This is a genomic window from Variovorax boronicumulans, assembly GCF_019352895.1.
Classification (GTDB): domain Bacteria; phylum Pseudomonadota; class Gammaproteobacteria; order Burkholderiales; family Burkholderiaceae_C; genus Variovorax; species Variovorax boronicumulans_A.
Genome location: NZ_JAAAFX010000005.1, coordinates 20,883 through 39,741, shown reverse-complemented (window position 1 = coordinate 39,741; position 18,859 = coordinate 20,883). Strand labels below are relative to the sequence as shown.

Annotated in this window: 18 protein-coding genes; 2 read left to right on the top strand and 16 right to left on the bottom strand. The window is 68.2% G+C overall.

Translation table 11 applies throughout. The features are described 5' to 3' along the window. Positions 1-16: 16 nt before the first annotated feature. The gene (locus tag K0H49_RS13930) at positions 17-1,129 is read left to right on the top strand and encodes an ABC transporter substrate-binding protein (protein ID WP_219213458.1); all 1,113 of its coding nucleotides are present in this window, start codon (positions 17-19) and stop codon (positions 1,127-1,129) included. A gap of 6 nt (positions 1,130-1,135) precedes the next feature. Here K0H49_RS13930 and K0H49_RS13925 read toward each other — a convergent pair whose 3' ends face one another. The 15 genes from K0H49_RS13925 to K0H49_RS13855 all read right to left on the bottom strand — a co-directional run bounded on the left by K0H49_RS13925 (position 1,136) and on the right by K0H49_RS13855 (position 16,836). After that, positions 1,136-1,288: a hypothetical protein gene (locus tag K0H49_RS13925; RefSeq protein ID WP_219213454.1), complete on the bottom strand. Its 153-nt coding sequence runs from the start codon at positions 1,286-1,288 to the stop codon at positions 1,136-1,138. A gap of 129 nt (positions 1,289-1,417) precedes the next feature. After that, the gene (locus K0H49_RS13920) at positions 1,418-3,112 is read right to left on the bottom strand and encodes an MFS transporter (protein ID WP_219213450.1); all 1,695 of its coding nucleotides are present in this window, start codon (positions 3,110-3,112) and stop codon (positions 1,418-1,420) included. A gap of 150 nt (positions 3,113-3,262) precedes the next feature. Beyond that, positions 3,263-3,907, bottom strand: coding sequence for a 2-hydroxychromene-2-carboxylate isomerase (locus tag K0H49_RS13915; protein ID WP_219213447.1), 645 nt, complete (start codon positions 3,905-3,907; stop codon positions 3,263-3,265). Then, positions 3,904-4,185, bottom strand: coding sequence for a DUF1289 domain-containing protein (locus K0H49_RS13910; RefSeq protein ID WP_219213444.1), 282 nt, complete (start codon positions 4,183-4,185; stop codon positions 3,904-3,906). The genes K0H49_RS13915 and K0H49_RS13910 overlap by 4 nt, the downstream gene beginning before the upstream one ends. Beyond that, the gene (locus tag K0H49_RS13905; protein ID WP_219213442.1) at positions 4,182-4,670 is read right to left on the bottom strand and encodes a YbaK/EbsC family protein; all 489 of its coding nucleotides are present in this window, start codon (positions 4,668-4,670) and stop codon (positions 4,182-4,184) included. Before K0H49_RS13905 ends, K0H49_RS13910 begins: the two co-directional genes overlap by 4 nt. Positions 4,671-4,703: 33 nt before the next feature. Further along, positions 4,704-5,624, bottom strand: a complete 921-nt coding sequence (locus K0H49_RS13900) for a hydroxymethylglutaryl-CoA lyase (RefSeq protein ID WP_219213438.1) — start codon at positions 5,622-5,624, stop codon at positions 4,704-4,706. 47 nt (positions 5,625-5,671) lie between these two features. Beyond that, complete coding sequence (locus tag K0H49_RS13895; RefSeq protein ID WP_219213435.1) at positions 5,672-6,610, bottom strand: 2-hydroxyacid dehydrogenase; 939 nt, start codon at positions 6,608-6,610, stop codon at positions 5,672-5,674. Positions 6,611-6,654: 44 nt separating this feature from the next. Then, on the bottom strand, positions 6,655-7,566 hold the full coding sequence (locus K0H49_RS13890; protein ID WP_219213432.1) for a DUF4349 domain-containing protein: 912 nt from the start codon (positions 7,564-7,566) through the stop codon (positions 6,655-6,657). Positions 7,567-7,624: 58 nt separating this feature from the next. Then, positions 7,625-9,625, bottom strand: a complete 2,001-nt coding sequence (locus K0H49_RS13885; protein ID WP_219213430.1) for an acetyl-CoA carboxylase biotin carboxylase subunit — start codon at positions 9,623-9,625, stop codon at positions 7,625-7,627. Next, complete coding sequence (locus tag K0H49_RS13880) at positions 9,618-10,289, bottom strand: DUF4126 domain-containing protein (protein ID WP_219213427.1); 672 nt, start codon at positions 10,287-10,289, stop codon at positions 9,618-9,620. Before K0H49_RS13880 ends, K0H49_RS13885 begins: the two co-directional genes overlap by 8 nt. Before the next feature lies 1 nt (position 10,290). Next, positions 10,291-11,079 carry an enoyl-CoA hydratase/isomerase family protein gene (locus K0H49_RS13875; protein WP_219213425.1) on the bottom strand — a complete coding sequence of 263 codons (789 nt, stop codon included), beginning with the start codon at positions 11,077-11,079 and terminating at the stop codon, positions 10,291-10,293. Beyond that, positions 11,076-12,188: a dienelactone hydrolase family protein gene (locus K0H49_RS13870; RefSeq protein WP_219213422.1), complete on the bottom strand. Its 1,113-nt coding sequence runs from the start codon at positions 12,186-12,188 to the stop codon at positions 11,076-11,078. The genes K0H49_RS13875 and K0H49_RS13870 overlap by 4 nt, the downstream gene beginning before the upstream one ends. Before the next feature lie 44 nt (positions 12,189-12,232). Further along, positions 12,233-13,855: a carboxyl transferase domain-containing protein gene (locus tag K0H49_RS13865; RefSeq protein ID WP_219213421.1), complete on the bottom strand. Its 1,623-nt coding sequence runs from the start codon at positions 13,853-13,855 to the stop codon at positions 12,233-12,235. Further along, positions 13,852-15,528 (bottom strand): AMP-binding protein, encoded by a 1,677-nt coding sequence (locus K0H49_RS13860; protein ID WP_307886058.1) that lies wholly within the window; start codon positions 15,526-15,528, stop codon positions 13,852-13,854. Before K0H49_RS13860 ends, K0H49_RS13865 begins: the two co-directional genes overlap by 4 nt. Positions 15,529-15,654: 126 nt before the next feature. Continuing rightward, the gene (locus K0H49_RS13855) at positions 15,655-16,836 is read right to left on the bottom strand and encodes an isovaleryl-CoA dehydrogenase (protein ID WP_219213416.1); all 1,182 of its coding nucleotides are present in this window, start codon (positions 16,834-16,836) and stop codon (positions 15,655-15,657) included. Positions 16,837-16,978: 142 nt separating this feature from the next. Here K0H49_RS13855 and K0H49_RS13850 point away from each other — a divergent pair, with 142 nt between their 5' ends. Beyond that, positions 16,979-18,007, top strand: coding sequence for an AraC family transcriptional regulator (locus K0H49_RS13850; protein ID WP_219213414.1), 1,029 nt, complete (start codon positions 16,979-16,981; stop codon positions 18,005-18,007). Here K0H49_RS13850 and K0H49_RS13845 read toward each other — a convergent pair whose 3' ends face one another. Beyond that, complete coding sequence (locus K0H49_RS13845; RefSeq protein ID WP_219213412.1) at positions 18,008-18,853, bottom strand: PA4780 family RIO1-like protein kinase; 846 nt, start codon at positions 18,851-18,853, stop codon at positions 18,008-18,010. Between the last annotated feature and the right edge of the window lie 6 nt (positions 18,854-18,859).

Below are 18,859 nucleotides of genomic sequence, written 5' to 3'. Positions count from 1 at the left end.
ACGGAGCACACACCGCATGAAGTCCCTTCGCCTGCTTTGCACGGCCGGCCTGCTGACGCTGAGCGCGCTTCAGGTCGCGGCCCAGATCGTGATCGGCCAGACGGCCGGCACCACCGGTCCGGTCGCCGCCGGCGTGAACGAGACCATCGCGGGCGCGCAACTGCTGATCGACAGCGTGAACGCGCAGGGTGGCATCAACGGCGAGCGCATCGAGATCCTGCGCCTGGACGATGGCTTCGACCCCAAGCGCGCAGGCGAGAACGCCCGCGTGCTGATCGAGGACCGCAAGGTGGTCGCGTTGTTCCTGAGCCGTGGCACGCCGCACACGCAGGCCATCGTGCCCTGGCTCGACAAGCACGGCGTGGCGCTGGTCGGGCCCTCGACGGGCGCGATGGTGCTGCACAAGCCGCTGCAGAAGCATGTGTTCAACGTGCGCTCGACCTACCAGCGCGAGGCCGAGAAGGCTGTGCAGCACCTGCACACCGTGGGCATCGACCGGATCGCGGTGGTGCATGCCGCCGACTCCTTCGGCAAGGACGGGCTCGAGGGCGCGACCACCGGCTTCACCAAGGCCAGGCTCACACCGGTGGCCGTGATCCCCGCCGACCGCGAGAAGCCCGACTACGCCGTGATCCTGTCGGCGCTGGCCAAGGCCAATCCGCAGGCGGTGCTCTGGATCGCCTCGGGCGATGCGGTGGTCGATGGCGTGAAGGGCCTGCGTGCCGCGGGCTCGGCGGCCCAGGTCGTGACCTTGTCGAACAACGCCTCCAGCGGCTTCATCAAGCAGTTGGGCGCGGTCAGCTCGGGTGTGATCGTGACGCAGGTCTTTCCTTCGGAACGCGCCGTCGGCCAGCCGATGGTCAAGGAAGCGATGGTGCTGGCCAAGGCCCAGGGCCAGGAAGCGCTGTCGCCACAGATGCTCGAAGGCTTTGCCGCAGCCAAGGTGCTGGTCGAGGCGCTGCGCCGCGCCGGCCCCAAGCCCACGCGGCCGCGCGTACTCGCGGCGCTCGAGAGCATCCGCGGCTTCGACCTGGGCGGCGGCCTGGACGTCAGCTACTCGCCGACCGACCACACGGGCATCGACTTCGCCGATCTGTCGATCATCAGCGAAGGCCGCTTCAAGCGCTGACGCGGCCTACTTCGGCGCGCTGGCCGCCGCGGCGGGCTCCGGCGCGTGCACGTCGCCGCTGTGCTTCTCGCCGGACATGTCGATCTTGTCGCCCGCCTTGCTGATGACGAAGAGCGCGATGGCGGCGAAGATGACGAAGCCGACGACGATTTTCCACATGGGGTGAGTCTCCTTCTGGACGAGCGACAGTGCTCAGAAAAAAAGCTTCACGCGGCCGGCTGGCCCGCATGAAGCCTCTGTGCTGAACAGCCTCGCCGCGCAACCGCAGTCGAGGCCTGTGTCGTGCGATCAGTCGTTGGCGTAGATGTCGACGTCCTTCGTTTCCTTGACGAAGAGCGTGCCGATGACCAGCGTGACGCCCGCGATGATGATCGGGTACCAGAGGCCGTTGTACATGTTTCCGGTGCTGGCCACGATCGCGAAGGCGGTGGTGGGCAGCAGGCCGCCGAACCAGCCGTTGCCGATGTGGTACGGCAGGCTCATCGAGGTGTAGCGGATGCGCGTGGGGAACATCTCCACCAGCATCGCGGCGATCGGGCCGTACACCATGGTCACCAGCAGCACCAGCCAGAACAGCAGCGCCACGGTCAGCACCTTGTTCATCTTCTCCGGGTCGGCCTTGGCCGGGTAGCCGGAGAGCTTCAGGTCGTCGCCGACTTCCTTCTTGAAGGCCGCGATCGACTTGGCCGAGGCCTCGTCGAACTTCAGGTTGACCACGTTGCCCACGGGTGCGGCCACGGTCTTGTCGCCGATCTTCACCACCGCGGGCGAACCGGCCGGGCCGGCCACGTTCTCGTAGCTCACCGAGTTCTGCACCAGGTAGCGCTTGGCGATGTCGCAGGAGCTCTTGAAGTCGATCTCGCGGGCCACCGGGTTGCCCTGGAAGGAGCAGGTCGCGGGGTCGGCCGTCACCGTCACGCCGGCCGTGGCCTGTGCCTTGGCCAGGTCCGGGTTGGCGGCTTCGGTCAGCATCTTGAAGACCGGGAAGTAGGTGACCACGGCCAGCAGGCAGCCGGCCATGATGATCGGCTTGCGGCCGATCTTGTCGGACAAGATACCGAAGATCACGAAGAAGGGCGTGCCCAGCAGCAGGGCCGCGGCGATCATCAGGTTGGCTGCGGTCGCATCGACCTTGAGCTGGGCCGTCAGGAAGAACAGCGCGTAGAACTGGCCCGTGTACCAGACCACGGCCTGGCCGGCGGTCAGGCCCACCAGCGCCAGGATCACGATCTTGAGGTTCTTCCATTGGCCGAAGGACTCGGCCAGCGGCGCCTTCGAGGTCTTGCCCTCGGCCTTCATCTTCTGGAAGGCGGGCGACTCCGACAGCGTCAGGCGAATCCACACCGAGATGGCCAGCAGCAGGATCGAGACCAGGAAGGGAATGCGCCAGCCCCAGTCGGCAAAGGCCGCTTCACCGACGCCCAGCCGCACGCCCAGGATCACCAGCAGGCTCAGGAACAGGCCCAGCGTGGCCGTGGTCTGGATCCAGGAGGTGTAGGCACCGCGCTTGCCGTGCGGCGCGTGCTCGGCCACGTAGGTGGCAGCACCGCCGTACTCGCCGCCGAGCGCCAGGCCCTGCAGCATGCGCAGCGCGATCAGGATCACCGGCGCCGCGACGCCGATGGTCGCGTAGCTGGGCAGCAGGCCGACGATGAAGGTCGACAGGCCCATGATCAGGATCGTGACCAGGAAGGTGTACTTGCGGCCGATCATGTCGCCCAGGCGGCCGAACACGATGGCGCCGAAAGGACGCACCAGGAAGCCGGCCGCGAAGGCCAGCAGCGCGAAGATGAAGGCCGCGCCCGCATCCAGGCCGCTGAAGAACTGCTTGGCGATGATGGCCGCCAGCGATCCGTAGAGGTAGAAGTCGTACCACTCGAACACGGTCCCGAGCGAGGATGCGAAGATGACCTTCCGCTCCTCCTGGGACATGGGCCGGGGGGCCGGGTGCGGCACTCCCCTCGAATCTAGTGTGGCTGCCATGGCTGTCGTCTCCTGTTGTATGGGTGCGGTCCTTTTCATGGACCGTGCCGCATTCTTGGAGTCGCGACTGACCCGAGCCTTTCGCCAAACTGAACCGTTGCTTACGATTTAGGGTGAAACCCGCGCCCCGGGTTTCGGGATGCAGGAAAGTCAGGGTTTGTTCGGGCGCTGCAAACCCGGACGCAGGTCCGCTGCGGTCCAGCCCGGGCCGTCGAACCAGGCATCGCCCTGCACCGCGGCGCGCAGCATCGGCAGGCTGTCGAAACCCCAGAGCATGTGGCCGTCGACCTCGAAGGCCGGCGTGCCGAAGGCGCCCTGTGCCAGCGCTTCGTCGGTGTTGGCGCGCAATGCGGCCTTGGCGGCCTCGCCCGCGCCATCGCGCACCGACGTCAGCTGCGCGGCCAATGCCGCACGGCGTGCCTCGTCACCGGCCTCGGCACCGCCGCGCCAGATGTCGCGAAACACCGTCTCGGCCACGTGGCGGCTGATCGTACCGCCGTGCGTGGTCGACAAGGCCAGCCGCAGGTGCGGCAGCGGGTTGTAGGGATGGGTGGCGGGCATCTCGAGCGGGATGCCGTGCGCATGGCCCAGCCACAGCACATGGCGGTAGGTCCAGGCGCGCTTGCTCGGCACCTCGGCCGGGCCGACCAGGCCGTGGTGCTTGAGCATCGCCCCCAGCAGCACCGGCTTGTAGTCGACGCTGTAGCTCAGGCCCTCGAGGGCTTCGGGCAGCTGCTCGAACGCCAGGTAGGCAAAGGGCGAGATGAAGTCCAGGTAGAACGTGAGGTGCTTCATGGAGCCCACTCCTGCGGCAGGTCGTCGGCCGGCGCCGGCAAGGCCTGCAGCCGCTGCGTGATGGCGCCCCAGATCGCGCGCTTGCCCGCGCCGTCCGTGCGGCTCCAGCCCGCGATCTCGGGGATGGTGCGCAGGCAGCCCACGCAGAATTCGCGGTGGTCGTCCATGCGGCAGACCGAGACGCAGGGCGACGGCAGCTCGGCATCGGGCGTGGCATCGATGCCGGCGGCGCGCTCGATCAGCCGCACGGTGGCTTCGCGGTCGAGTGCGGCCGTCATACGACCTCCGCCACCGGTGCGCCGGTCAGGCGCTCGAGGTCCTGCGGCTGCAGCTTGACCACCGCATGCGGATGGCCGGCCGCGGCCCACACCTCGTCGAAGCGGAACAGCTCGCGGTCGATCAGCACCACGAGTTCGGTCGCATGCGCGAAGGGCGACACGCCGCCGATCGAGAAGCCCGTCTTGGCCTTGACGAACTCGGCGTCGGCGCGGCCCGTCTTGCCGACGAGGGCGTCGACCTTCTTCTCGTCGACGCGCTTGTCGCCCGAGGTCACGACCAGCACCGCGACATCGTCGCTCTTGCGCCGGAACACGATGCTCTTGGCGATTTGGCCGACCGCGATGCCCAGCGCATCGGCGGCCTGCTGCGCGGTGCGTGCGGCGTCGTCGAGCATGCGCGGCGCATGCGGATGGCCGGCGTCCTGCAGCAGGCGCGCGACGCGCTGCACACCTTCGGGCAACGCATGGAGTTCAGCACCGCACATGGGCGCTCCTCCAACGGAATGGACGGTGCGCCATCAGCCGGCTCGCTTGGTGCGGATGGCCTTGGAGACGCGCGAGCTCGGCTCGCGGCCCAGCGCATCGCTGATGTAGACGCCCGCGTCGATCAGCGCGTCGAGGTCGATGCCGGTCTCGATGCCCATGCCGTGCAGCATGTAGACCACGTCCTCGGTCGCGACGTTGCCCGTCGCGCCCTTGGCGTAGGGGCAGCCGCCCAGGCCGGCCGACGAGGTGTCGTACTGCCACACGCCCATCTCCAGGCTGGCCAGCGTGTTGCTCAAGGCCTGGCCGTAGGTGTCGTGGAAGTGGCCCGACACGTCGTCGAGGCCGTAGTGCTTGAGCGTGGCTTCGAGCGCGCGCCGCACCTTGTTGGGCGTGCCCACGCCGATGGTGTCGGCCACGCCCACGTGCTGCACGCCGATGCCCTTCATCAGGCCGGCCAGCATGTCGACGCGCGAGGGGTCGATCTCGCCTTCGTACGGGCAGCCGACCGTGCACGACATCGCGCCGCGCACATGGATGCCGCGTTCGCGTGCCGCCGCCACCACGGGCGCGAAGCGCTCGATGCTCTCGGCGATCGAGCAGTTGATGTTCTTCTGGCTGAAGGCCTCGCTGGCGGCGCCGAACACCACGATCTCGTCGGGCCACTGTTCGCGCGGCGCGGCGATCGCCGCCTCGAAGCCCTTCATGTTCGGCGTGAGCACCGAGTAGGTCACGCGCGGGTTGCGCCGCAGGCCGGCCATCACCTCGGCGTTGTCGGCCATCTGCGGCACCCACTTCGGGCTGACGAAGCTCGTGACCTCGATCGCGCTCAGGCCGGCATCCTGCAGGCGGTGCACGAGTTCGATCTTCACCGCGGCGGGCACGGGCTGTTTCTCGTTCTGCAGGCCGTCGCGCGGGCCGACGTCGACGATCTTGACTTTGGAGGGGATGTTCATGGGCGTTCTCGTGGCGTTACAGGTTCAGCGGACCATCGTTCTTGTCATCAGTATCCGCGCTTCGGATCGACGACGCCCGCGATGCGGTCGAAGTCCCCACCCGCTTCGACGGCACGGATCTTCCCGGCGATCTGCGCGATCGACTCTTCGCGCTGCGTGCGGGCCGAGGCATGCGGCGTCACGCTGATCTTCGGGTGGCGCCAGAAGGGGTGGTCGGCGGGCAGCGGCTCGGCCTCGAATACGTCGAGCGTGGCGCCGGCCAGCGGGCCGTCGTCGAGCAGCGGGATCAGGTCGGCTTCGACCAGGTGGCCGCCGCGCGCCACGTTGATGATGTAGCCACCGGGTTGGCCGCCATGGAGCTTCAGCAGGGTCTCGCGCCGCAGGATGCCGCGCGTGTCGGGCGTGAGCGGCAGCAGGCAGACCAGCACGCGGCTCGCGGCCAGGAAGGCGTCGAAGTTCTCGTGGCCGGCAAAGCACTGCACGCCCTCGATCTGCTTGGGCGAACGGCTCCAGCCGTTGACCGGGAAGTCGAACTGCGCCACCGCCTTCGCCACGCGCTGGCCCAGCACGCCCAGGCCCATCACGCCGACCGGGAAATCCTGCCGCACATGCGGCTTGCGGTAGCTCCAGCGGCCTTCGCGCGCATCGGCGGCGTAGCCGTCGAAGTCGCGGAAATGGCGGATCAGCGCATGGCACACGTACTCGGCCATCTGCACCGACATGCCCGCGTCGTCGAGCCGCACGATGCGGGCCTCGGGCGGCAACCTGAGTTTCGTCAGCGCATCGACGCCGGCGCCGATGTTGAAGACGCCGCGCAGCCGGGGCTGCTGGTCCAGGAAGGCTTGCGGCGGAGCCCAGACCACGGCGTGGTCGGCAGGCGGCGCGTCGGGCGTCCAGGCCGAAACCTCGGCATCGGGCAAGGCGGCGCGCAGGCCCTCGATCCAGGATTCGGGGCGGGTGTCGGTGAGGCAGACGGTGATTCGCATGACCCGAATCTTAGTCAGGCCGTCGCCCGGCCTTCATGCGGCCTTCATGCGGCCTTGCTGCGACGACGGCGCCACAGCACGCGCGCCAGCCAGCCCACGGGCAGCAGCACCAGCAGCACCCATGGCAACACCGCCGCCACGAAGGTGATGAGCGCGCCCACGCTCTCCGCGAGCACGGTGCCCGCGTTGCGCAGTGCCTTCATCATCGGGCTGTAGCTCTCGCCGCCGCGCACCAGCGCGCGGGTCGGCGTGAACTGGATCTGGATGTGCTGCTTGCTGGTTTGCTGCCCCAGCACCTTGCGTTGCGTGGCCATGGCATCGAGCTCGGCCTGGGTGTCCGACAGCGTGCGCTGGATCGCCAGCAGGTCGGACATGGTGCGCTTGGTGACGGTGTCGCGCAGCATCAGGCGCAGGCTGTCGCGGAACTCGGTGCGATTGCGGATGCGCGCCTCGACGTCGATCACCTCGGCGGTCTTGTCCTCGCTGGTGGTGGTGTGCGAGACCACCTTGCCCACATTGGCCAGGCCACCGAGCAGCTTGTCGGCATCGGCCGGCAGCACCCGCATCTCGAGCTGCGCGTTGCCGGGCTGCTGCGGTGTCTCGCGCAGCAGCGAGGACGACAGCAGCTCGCATTGCAGGGTCCCGCACAGGTCGCGCATCCGGCCCCAGGCCTCGGCGAGCTGCTCGGGCGGCACCTCGACGTTCAGGTCCTGGCGCACTGCGAGAAAACGCTGCAGCGGGGAGGCCTCGGCCTGGTCCGCGGAGGCCATTTCGCCCTGGACCGCCGCCCGCTTCGCCGCGCCGGCGCCCATGCCCGGCGCCATCACCGGTGCGGGGGCCGACAGGGCGACAGGCTCGCTCGGTTCGTTCCTGCGGCCGCAGGCCGTGAGCGCGAGGACCGCGATCAGGGGCAGCAGGACCGTGCGGGTGAGGATCAGGGGCTGGCGATGCGTCATGGCGTCCTTGAGAAAAAGTGAGGGATGTCCGTGATACGTCCCAGCCGCACAAACGGGGTCAAGCCGTGGCAGCGATTCTCAGAAGCTCCGAACCTTCGGTCACCTGGTCGCCTGGCGCGTACAGCAACTCCTCCACCGTGCCGTCGGCCGGCGCGGCGATGGTGTGCTCCATCTTCATCGCCTCCATCACTGCCAGTGGCTGGCCGCGCGTGACCTTGTCGCCGGCCTTGACCGCGAAGGACACCACCTTGCCGGGCATGGGCGCGGTCAGCCGGCCGCCTTCGGCCTGCGTCTCGCCCGCATGGGCGAGGCGGTCGATGGTGCTGATCTTCGTCGCGCCCCTGGCCGCGAACACATGGGTGGTGGCCTGCCGTTCGTAGACGTCGAGCGTGTGGCGCTCGCCGTTGAACGACAGCTCGATCTGTCCGTCGGGCAGGCGGCCGATGGCCAACACACCCGACACGCCGCCGGCTTCCAGCGTGAGCGCGCCGTCGTGCAGGTAGCGCAGCGTGGCGGTCTGCGGCTCGCCGCGGAACTCGAAGGCGAAGATGCGCGCCGTGACGCCCAGCGAGCGCCAGCCGTCGCGCTGGCTGAAGGGGTCGGGCGTGCCCGTCGACCGTTCGTCGAGCAGCGTGCGCGCGACCGAGGCCGCCGCCGCCAGCGGCAGGCCCAGCGGCTCGCGGTCGAACAGCACCGCGCGCTCGCGCTCGATCAGCGCCGTGTCGAGGTTGGCCTTGGAGAACGATTGCGTGGCGAGGATGCCGCGCAGGAACTGCACGTTGGTCTGCACGCCCACGATGTGCACCTGCGCCAGCGCGGTGTCGAGCCGGGCCAGCGCTTCGTCGCGCGTCGCGCCGTGCACGATCAGCTTGGCGATCATCGAGTCGTAGAAGGGCGAGATCTCGCCGCCCTCGCGCACGCCGTCGTCGATGCGCACGCGGCCGCGCTGGAAGGCGGTGGCCTGCGGCTTGCGGTAGACCTGCAGCGTGCCGGTGGCCGGCAGGAAGTTGTTGTCGGGGTTCTCGGCGCAGATGCGCGCCTCGATCGCATGGCCGTGGATCTTCAGTTCACCCTGCTTCAGCGGCAGCGGCTCGCCCGAGGCCACGCGCAATTGCCACTCGACCAGGTCGAGGCCCGTGATGGCCTCGGTCACGGGGTGTTCGACCTGCAGGCGGGTGTTCATCTCCATGAAGAAGAAATTCATCTCCCCGCCGTCGCGCTGCTCGACGATGAACTCCACGGTGCCCGCACCGACGTAGTTCACGGCCTTGGCCGCGGCCACGGCGGCCGCGCCCATCTGTGCACGCATCGCCTCGGTCATGCCGGGCGCGGGCGCTTCCTCGAGCACCTTCTGGTGGCGGCGCTGCACCGAGCAGTCGCGCTCGAACAGGTAGACGCAGTCGCCATGCGTGTCGCCGAAGACCTGGATCTCGATGTGGCGCGGGCGCTGCACGTACTTCTCGATGAGCACCGCGTCATCGCCAAAGCTGTTGATGGCCTCGCGCTGGCAGGAGGCGAGCGCGGCCGCGAAGTCTTCGGACTTCTCGACCGCGCGCATGCCCTTGCCGCCGCCGCCCGCGCTGGCCTTGATCAGCACCGGATAGCCGATGCGGTCGGCCTCGCGCTGCAGCAGCGCCGGGTCCTGGTCGTGGCCGTGGTAGCCCGGCACCAGCGGCACGCCGGCCTTCTCCATGAGCTGCTTCGACTCGGCCTTGAGGCCCATGTCCTTGATGGCCGAGGGCGGCGGGCCGATGAAGACCAGGCCTGCATCGGCACAGGCCTGCGCGAACTCCTCGTTCTCGCTCAGGAAGCCGTAGCCCGGATGGATGGCTTCGGCACCCGTGGCCTTGGCAGCCTCGAGGATGCGTTCCCAGCGCAGGTAGCTGTCCTTGGGTGCGCTGCCGCCGATGTGCACCGACTCGTCGCAGGCGCGCACATGGTTGGCATGGGCGTCGGCGTCGGAATACACGGCGACCGTGCGGATGGCCATGCGGCGGGCGGTGGCTGCGACACGGCAGGCGATTTCACCGCGGTTGGCGATCAGGATTTTCTTAAACATTCGGAGTGTCTCCCGGAGGACTTTTTTTCAGTTGAAACGCGGGCACCACGCCCGGATCGGATCGGCCGCTGAAGATGCGGGCCACGCGTCCGAACAGCGCCTTGAGGAAACGCCAGCTCTTGCGGATCAGCCACACGCTCAGCACCAGCACCAGCACGAACAGCACGAGGAAGACGACCGGGTGCGCGAGCGCAAGCCAGAGCCCCGCCGGCACCGCCGTGTCTTCGACCAGCGAAGCGCCGACGTTGGAGAAGGGTTCGGGCGAGGTGTTGATGGCCGCGCGCGTGGTGGCCTTGGCCGCATGCGCGGTGGCCGCGAAGCCGCCGCCCAGCAGCGCGGCGACCAGCGCCATCAGCGCGTGGTCGCCGCCGAACACGCCGGCGGCCAGTGCGGCGCCCGCGGGAATGCGGATCACCGTGTGGACCATGTCCCAGAGCGAATCGAGCCCGGGGATCTTGTCGGCGAAGAACTCGACGAACACCATGAAGCCGCTCACGGCCAGCACCACCGGATGCGCCAGCAGGTGCAGTCCGCTGGGCAGTGGCACCCAGCCCATGTAGCCGACCAGCCCGGTCAGCAGCACCACCAGGTACAGGCGGATGCCGCTGGCCCAGCCGATGGCGGCGGCCAGCGCGAGCAGTTGGGGCAGGTCGAGTGAAGTCATGTCAGGCCAGCCAGGAAGGCTTGCGCTTCTGCAGGAAGGCCTGCACGCCCTCGCGGCCTTCGTCGCTCGCGCGGATGTCGGCGATGCCCTCGACCGTCTTGGCGATCAGCGCGTCGTCGATCTCGCGGCCCGTGACATCGGCCAGCAGTGTCTTGCAGGCACGCACGGCCGCGGGGCTGGCACCGGTCAGGGCCTTGAGCAGTTCGTCGACCTTGCCATCGAGCGCATCGGCCGCCACCACCTCATGCACGAAGCCGATGCGGTGCGCCTCGGCCGCTCCGAAGCGCTCGGCCGTGAGGAAGTAGCGCTGGGATGCACGTGCGCCCATCGCGCGGATCACGTAGGGGCTGATGGTCGCGGGAATCAGGCCGATCTTGACTTCGCTCAAGCAGTACCAGGCCGTGTCCGCGCTCACCGCCATGTCGCAGGCCGCGACCAGGCCCATGCCGCCCGCGTACACGTCGCCCTGCACGCGCGCGATGGTGGGCTTGGGGCACTCGGCGATGGTGCGCAGCATGTCGGCCAGCTTGCCCGCGTCGGCGAGGTTCTCGTCGCGCGTGTAGTCGGCCATGCGACGCATCCAGTTCAGGTTGGCACCCGCGCAGAAGGCCGGGCCGTTCGCGCCCAGCACGATCGCCTTGACCTGTGGCGCCGCACCGGCCTCGAGAAAGGCCTGCGTGAGTTCGGCGATCACGACGTCGTCGAAGGCGTTGCGCGTGTCGGGCTGGTCGAGCCAGATGCGGGCGGCCGGGCCTTCGAGGGTGAGCTTGAGTTTGGTGTATTCGTTCATGGTGTCGGGTTCCAGACGACCTTGTCGTCGACGGCGTAAAGGTGGCACTCGCCCGACGTAGATTTGCGGGCGCAGCTCTCCATGGCGCGCCCCGTCGGGTCGGCACCGCCCCAGGCAGAGCCCCAGCCTCCCTGCGCGTTGACAGCGAAGGCTCGCGGAGTATTCTTCGTGAGAAAGACACGGTAGCCGCTCAGGGAGGCGATGCTCTGATCGGGCACGCGATCAACGGCGTCGAGCAGCGCAAAGCCGCTGGCGGGCGGCGCTGCGGTCGTTGCATAGCGTGCGAACACAGGCAGGGGCTGGTCGGGCAGCCCGATCTCGCGCAGGAAGTTGGCCACTTCCGGCTGCCAGATGGGTGCACCTGCGGCAGAGCCGAACATGGCATGCGAGTCGCCGCCGAAGGTTCCGAAGGCCACCAGCTTCGCGCGCCCGCCAGCCGCTGCATAACGCTCGTGCATGCCCCGCCACACGAACGGTGGAAAGTAGCTGTCGTTGTCGCCGTAGAACCAGAGTGAGGGAACGTCCGTTTCCTTGCCGTAGGTGCCAGCCGCGCCGATCAGGCCGTTCTGCCACCCCACGCACTGTTCCTGCCGAAGGCCGCCGGCGAAGTCGATCAGCCCCTTGACGCCGGGATAGTGGAGCGTACCGAAGGCCAGCGTGGTCCAGCCGCCGTGTGATTGGCCCACGACCACGATGCGCGACTTGTCTGCCCAAGGCTGGGCGTTCACGTAGTTCAGTACCGCCGCCACATCACCGGCCTGCTCGCGGCCATTGCTCTCGATGTTGCAACCCCCACCGATGTAGCTGCCGCTGGACTTTGAGAAACCCTGCCGCATAGGCACGGCCACCGCATAGCCGCGCGACAGGAAGAAGCGAACCGCGCCCAGCGGCTTGTAGCGCGCCTGAAACCGAGGATCGCCGTTCGCCTTGCCGTGATTGATCACTGCAATGGGAAACGGGCCTGCGCCCTCCGGTATGTAGAGCGTGGTTTCCAGTTCGGTCGTGAACAATCCGCCCTTCTTGGGCACCATGACCACCGATTCAGGAAGCGCGACTTCAATGGCTTGCGCGCAAACCGCCAGCGCGGCCAGTCCGAGGGCTGCCGCCATCCGACTGACACGCGAACCGGAAATGTGCCCAGGCCGCATCGTCATCACATCCGGAAGATGCCGAACTTCGGCTCTGGGATCGGCGCATTGCGCGCGGCCGCCAGACCCAGCGCCAGCACGCGGCGCGTGTCGGCCGGATCGATGATGCCGTCGTCCCACAGCCGTGCGGTCGCGTAGTAGGGGTGGCCCTGGTCCTCGTACTGCTGGCGGATCGGTGCCTTGAAGGCTTCCTCTTCCGCGGCGCTCCACTGGCCGCCCTTGCCCTCGATGCCGTCGCGCTTGACCGTGGCCAGCACGCTCGCGGCCTGCTCGCCGCCCATCACGCTGATGCGCGCGTTGGGCCACATCCAGAGGAAGCGCGGGCTGTAGGCCCGGCCGCACATGCCGTAGTTGCCGGCGCCGAAGCTGCCGCCGATGATGATCGTGAACTTGGGCACGTTGGCCGTGGCCACGGCCGTCACCATCTTGGCGCCGTGCCGCGCGATGCCTTCGTTCTCGTACTTGCGGCCGACCATGAAGCCGGTGATGTTCTGCAGGAACACCAGCGGGATCTTGCGCTGGCAGCACAGCTCGATGAAGTGCGCGCCCTTCTGGGCCGATTCGGAAAACAGGATGCCGTTGTTGGCCACGATGCCCACGGGCATGCCCTCGATCTCGGCGAATCCGCAGACCAGCGTGGCACCGAAGCGCGACTTGAACTCGTGGAACTCGCTGCCGTCGACGATGCGCGCGATGATCTCGCGCACGTCGAAGGGCTTGCGCGTGTCGGTCGGGATCACGCCGTACAACTCTTCGCGCGGGAACTCGGGCGCGCGCACGTCGGGGTGCGGCGCTTCGGTCGCGTCCTTGCGGTTGATGTGGGCGATGGCCGAACGCGCGAGCGAGAGCGCGTGCAGGTCGTTCTGCGCCAGATGGTCGGCCACGCCCGACAGGCGCGTGTGCACGTCGCCGCCGCCCAGGTCCTCGGCCGTCACGACCTCGCCGGTCGCCGCCTTCACCAGCGGCGGGCCGCCCAGGAAGATGGTGCCCTGGTTCTTCACGATGATCGACTCGTCGCTCATCGCCGGCACGTAGGCGCCGCCGGCCGTGCACGAGCCCATGACCACCGCGATCTGCGCGATGCCCTGCGCGCTCATGTTGGCCTGGTTGTAGAAGATGCGGCCGAAGTGGTCGCGGTCGGGGAAGACCTCGTCCTGGTTCGGCAGGTTGGCGCCGCCCGAGTCGACCAGGTAGATGCAGGGCAGGCGGTTCTGTTCGGCGATCTCCTGTGCACGCAGGTGCTTCTTCACCGTCAGCGGGTAGTAGGTGCCGCCCTTCACGGTGGCGTCGTTGCACACGATCATGCAGTCGACGCCGCTCACGCGGCCGATGCCGGCGATCAGGCCCGCGCCGGGTGCCGATTCGGCGCCCTTGGCATCGAGGTACATGCCGTAGGCCGCGAGCGGCGCGATCTCGAGGAAGGGCGTGCCCGGGTCCAGCAGTTCGGCCACGCGGTCGCGCGGCAGCAGCTTGCCGCGCGCGACGTGTTTCGCACGCGCCGCCTCGCCGCCGCCGGCCTCGACCTTGGCGAACTGCGCATGCAGGTCGTCGACCAGTGCGCGCATCGCGGCGGCGTTGGCCTGGAAGTCTGCGCTGCGCGCATTCAGTTTGGTTTCGAGTTTGCTCATGCCGTCTTTTCTTCGTTGAGCCCGAGCCGCTCTTTCATCGCGTCACGGATCTTGAATTTCTGAATCTTGCCGGTCACCGTCATCGGGAACTCGGCCACGAACTGGATGTACTTGGGCACCTTGTAGTGCGCGATCTGGCCCTTGCAGAAATCGCGGACCTCGTCTTCGGTGGCCGTCTGGCCGGGCTTGACGATGATCCAGGCGCAGAGTTCCTCGCCGTAGCGCTTGTCGGGCAGGCCCACGACCTGCACGTCCTGCACCTTGGGATGGCGGTAGAGGAACTCCTCGATCTCGCGCGGGTAGATGTTCTCGCCGCCGCGGATCACCAGGTCCTTGATGCGACCGACGATGTTGACGTAGCCTTCGGTGTCCATCACCGCCAGGTCGCCGGTGTGCATCCAGCCCTCGGCGTCGATGGCCTCGCGGGTCTTCTCCTCGTCCTGCCAGTAGCCGTGCATCACCGAGTAGCCGCGCGTGAGGAACTCGCCCGACTGGCCGCGCGCCACGGTGGCGCCGGTCTCGGGGTCGACGATCTTGATTTCGAGGTGCGGCTGCACCGTGCCGACGGTCGACACGCGCTTGTCCTGCGGCGTGTCGGTGCTGCTCTGGCAGCTCACGGGCGAGGTCTCGGTCATGCCGTAGGCGATGGTGATCTCGCCCAGGTGCATCTGGTCGACCACGCGCTTCATCACCTCGGTCGGGCACGGCGAGCCGGCCATGATGCCGGTGCGCAGCGTCGAGAGGTCGAATTCCTTGAAGCGCGGATGGTCGAGCTCGGCGATGAACATCGTGGGCACGCCGTGCAGCCCGGTGCAGCGCTCGGCCTGCACCGTCTCGAGCACGGTCAGCGCGTCGAAGCCGTCGTTGGGATAGACGATGGTCGCGCCATGCGTGAGCACAGCCAGGTTGCCCAGCACCATGCCGAAGCAGTGGTAGAGCGGCACCGGGATGCACAGCCGGTCTTCGGGCGTGAGCTTCATGCACTCGCCGATGAAGAAGCCGTTGTTCAGGATGTTGCGATGGGTCAGCGTGGCGCCCTTGGGGAAGCCGGTGGTGCCGCTGGTGAACTGCAGGTTGATCGGGTCGGTGGCCTTGAGCGTGGCGCCGATCTGCGCGATGCGCGCGTCCTGCGGGTCGCCGCTCGCGAGCAGGGCCGAGAAGCGCTGCATGCCGGGCTGCTCGGCATCGCCGGCCTTGTCGATCCATACCGTGTGCTGCAGCAGCGGCAGCCGCTTCGGGCCCAGCTCGCGCAGCATGCCCAGGTAGTCGCTGGTCTTGAACTGCGCCATGGTCACCAGCGCCTTGGCGCCCACCTTGTTGAGCGCGTACTCGAGTTCCGAGGTGCGGTAGGCCGGATTGATGTTGACCAGGATCAGGCCGACCTTCGCGGTCGCGATCTGCAGCAGCACCCAGGGCACGTTGTTGTGCGACCAGATGCCCACGCGGTCGCCGGGCACCAGGCCCAGGTTGAGCAGCGCGCTCGCGAGCCGGTTCGACGCGGTCTGCAGTTCGCGATACGTGAAGCGCTGCGCTTCGTGGCGGCTGACCAGGGCCTCGCGTTCGGGCTGCTTCGCGACCATGTCGTCGAAGAAGGCGCCGATGGGTTGTTCGATCAAGGGGACGTCGGTGGCGCCCTTGGCGTAGCTGTCGGTCGATGAAGAAGTCATGTTCATGTCCTTGGTCTCCTTGTCTGGCTCCTTCTCCCGCTGGGGGAAGGTGGGGATGGGGGCCCGCAGCGCCAATCGAACGCCGCAAGCCCCAACCCCTCCCCTCCCCCGGCGGGAGAGGGAGGAAAACGATCAGGCCGTTTCCGAGAACAGCTCGCGCCCGATCAGCATGCGCCGGATCTCGCTGGTGCCCGCGCCGATCTCGTAGAGCTTGGCGTCGCGCCACAGGCGCTCGACCGGGAAGTCCTTGGTGTAGCCCACGCCGCCCAGCGCCTGGATCGCCTCGCCGGCCATCCAGGTGGCCTTCTCGGCCGAGTACAGGATGGCGCCGGCCGCGTCCTTGCGGAAGGTGCGTGCGTGGTCGTTGCGGTCGCAGGCCTTGCCCACCGCGTACACGTAGGCGCGCGTGGCTTGCCAGGTCGAGTACATGTCGGCGATCTTGCCCTGCATCAGCTGGAACTCGCCGATGCTCTGGCCGAACTGCTTGCGCTCGTGCACGAAGGGGATCACCGCGTCCATGCAGGCGGCCATGATGCCCAGCGGGCCGCCCGACAGCACCGCGCGCTCGTAATCGAGGCCGCTCATCAGCACCTTGGCGCCCATGCCTTCACCGCCCAGCACGTTCTCTTCGGGCACTTCGCAGTTGTCGAAGAACAGCGGGAAGGTGTTGCTGCCGCGCATGCCCAGCTTGTCGAGCTTGGTGCCGGCCGAGAAGCCCTTGAAGCCCTTCTCGACGATGAAGGCCGTCATGCCGCGCGCGCCCATCTCGGGCTCGGTCTTGGCGTAGATCACCAGCGTGTCGGCGTCACCGCCGTTGGTGATCCACATCTTGCTGCCGTTGAGCACATAGCGGTCGCCCTTCTTCTCGGCGCGCAGCTTCATGCTGACCACGTCGGAGCCGGCGTTGGGTTCGCTCATGGCGAGCGCGCCCACGTGCTCGCCGCTCACCAGCTTGGGCAGGTACTTCTTCTTCTGCGCTTCGCTGCCGTTGCGATGGATCTGGTTCACGCACAGGTTGGAGTGCGCACCGTACGACAGACCCACCGACGCCGAGGCGCGCGAGACTTCTTCCATCGCCACCATGTGCGCGAGGTAGCCCAGCTCGGTGCCGCCGTACTCTTCCTTGACCGTCATGCCGTGCAGGCCCAGGTCGCCCAGCTTCTTCCACAGGTCGTGCGGGAACAGGTTGTCGCTGTCGATCTGGGCGGCGCGCGGCGTGATCTCGTGGTGCGCGAAATCGGCGATCGCATCGCGCAGCGAGTCGACGGTGTCGCCGAGGTCGAAGTTCAGGCCGGGAAGGGTCGGGGCGGGCATGGGGCTTGTCTCCTCTGAAGGGTGCACGGTGCGCTCGCATGCACGGGGACGGCTGCGCGCGCAAAAGCCGCAGCTTACGCCCGCAGGCTTCGCATTTGCCGCCACAATGGTTGCAAATTACGCCACGCCTTTGCGCTTCGAGATGCCCGCCCCTGCCTTCCTCAGACCTGGCCGTGCCGCCACGCCCATGGCCTTCGTGCAAGCGATCGTCCAGGGCTATGCACGCTACGGCGTCGACCCGGCGGCGGCCCTGGCGCAGGCACAGATCGCGCCGCAGGAACTCGCGCGCGCGGGCGCCCGCGTCACGGCCGCGCAGTTCGAGGCGCTCAATGCCCACGCGATGCAGGAACTGGACGACGAGGCACTGGGCTGGTTCTCGCGCCGGCTGCCCTGGGGCAGCCACGGCATGCTGTGCCGCGCCTCGCTGACCTCGCCCGACCTCGGCGTGGCCATCAAGCGCTGGTGCCGCCACCACCGGCTGCTCACCGAAGACATCACGCTCGAACTGCAGGTGGCCGACGGCATCGCGACCGTGGCGGTCACCGAGCACCGCGCGCTCGATCCGGCGTTCCGCGAGTTCTGCCTGGTGTCGACCTTGCGCTTCCTGCACGGCTACGCCTGCTGGGCCATCGATTCGCGCATCTCGCTGCGCGCCGCCAGCTTTCCCTTCGCGCCACCGCCGCACCGCGATGCCTACCCGCTGATGTTCACCGGCGACCTGCACTTCGATGCAGAGCGCGCGAGCTACAGCTTCGACGAGCGCTACCTCGCGCTGCCGATGCAGCGCGACGAGGCGGCGCTGCGCACCATGCTCAGGCGCGCGCTGCCGCTGACCGTGCTGCAGTACCGGCGCGACCGGCTGCTGGGCCAGCGCGTGCGCGAGCTGCTGAGCGCGCGCGCGGGCGGCCCGGGCACCGGCGAGGCGCTGGCCGCGCAGCTGCACCTGTCGAGCCGCACGCTGCATCGCCAGCTGAGCGAGGAAGGCACCTCGCTGCAGGCGCTCAAGGACGAGGTGCGGCGCGAGCAGGCGATCGACCAGCTGCGGCGCACCACGCGGCCGATCAAGCAGATCGCGCTGGCCGTCGGTTTTCGCAACGAGAAGAGCTTCTCTCGCGCCTTCCGCGGCTGGACCGGCGTGGCGCCGGGGGCGTTCCGGCAGGAAGGTCGCTAGCTAACGCGCCGCCATCCGCACCAGCCGCGCCGCCTCTTCGGCGCGCGCATCGTCGACCTCGCGCAGCACGTTGCCCAGGTCCACCGGCCCGGTCGCATGCGCGAAGCGGCCGGTGAGCGCGGTGCCTGGATCGAGTTCGCCGCTTTCGTACAGGGCCCACATCTCATCGCCGTAGTGCGTCTGCAGCAGCTCCGGCGCGAACTGGCCGAAGAAGTTCTTCAGGTTGGCGACATCGCGCAGCAGCATGCGCTTGGCGTGGTTGTTGCCGGCCGCGTCCACCGCCTGCGGCAGGTCGATGATGACCGGCCCGTCGGCCGCCAGCAGCACGTTGAATTCCGACAGGTCGCCGTGCACCACGCCCGCGCAGAGCATGCGCACCACCTCGACCAGCAGGCTCGCGTGGTGGCGCAGCGCATCCTCGGGCGTGAACACCACGTCGTTGAGGCGCGGCGCGGCATCGCCCTCGGCGTCGGTCACGAGTTCCATCAGCAAGACGCCGTCGCAAAAGTTGTAGGGCTCGGGCACGCGCACGCCAGCGGCGGCCAGCCGGTAGAGCGCGTCGACCTCGGCGCTCTGCCACGCGGCCTCGGTGGCCTGGCGGCCGAACTTGGTGCCCTTGGCCATCGCGCGCTGCAGCCGGGTGTTCTTGACCTTGCGGTTCTCGGTGTAGTCGACGGCCTGGCGGAAGCTGCGGGTGGTCGCTTCCTTGTAGATCTTGGCGCAGCGCGTCTCGTCGCCGCAGCGCACCACGTAGACCATGGCTTCCTTGCCGCTCATCAGCTGTCGCACCACGGTGTCGATCAGACCTTCGTCGACCAGCGACTGCAATCGGGGGGGTGCTTTCATGCGCCC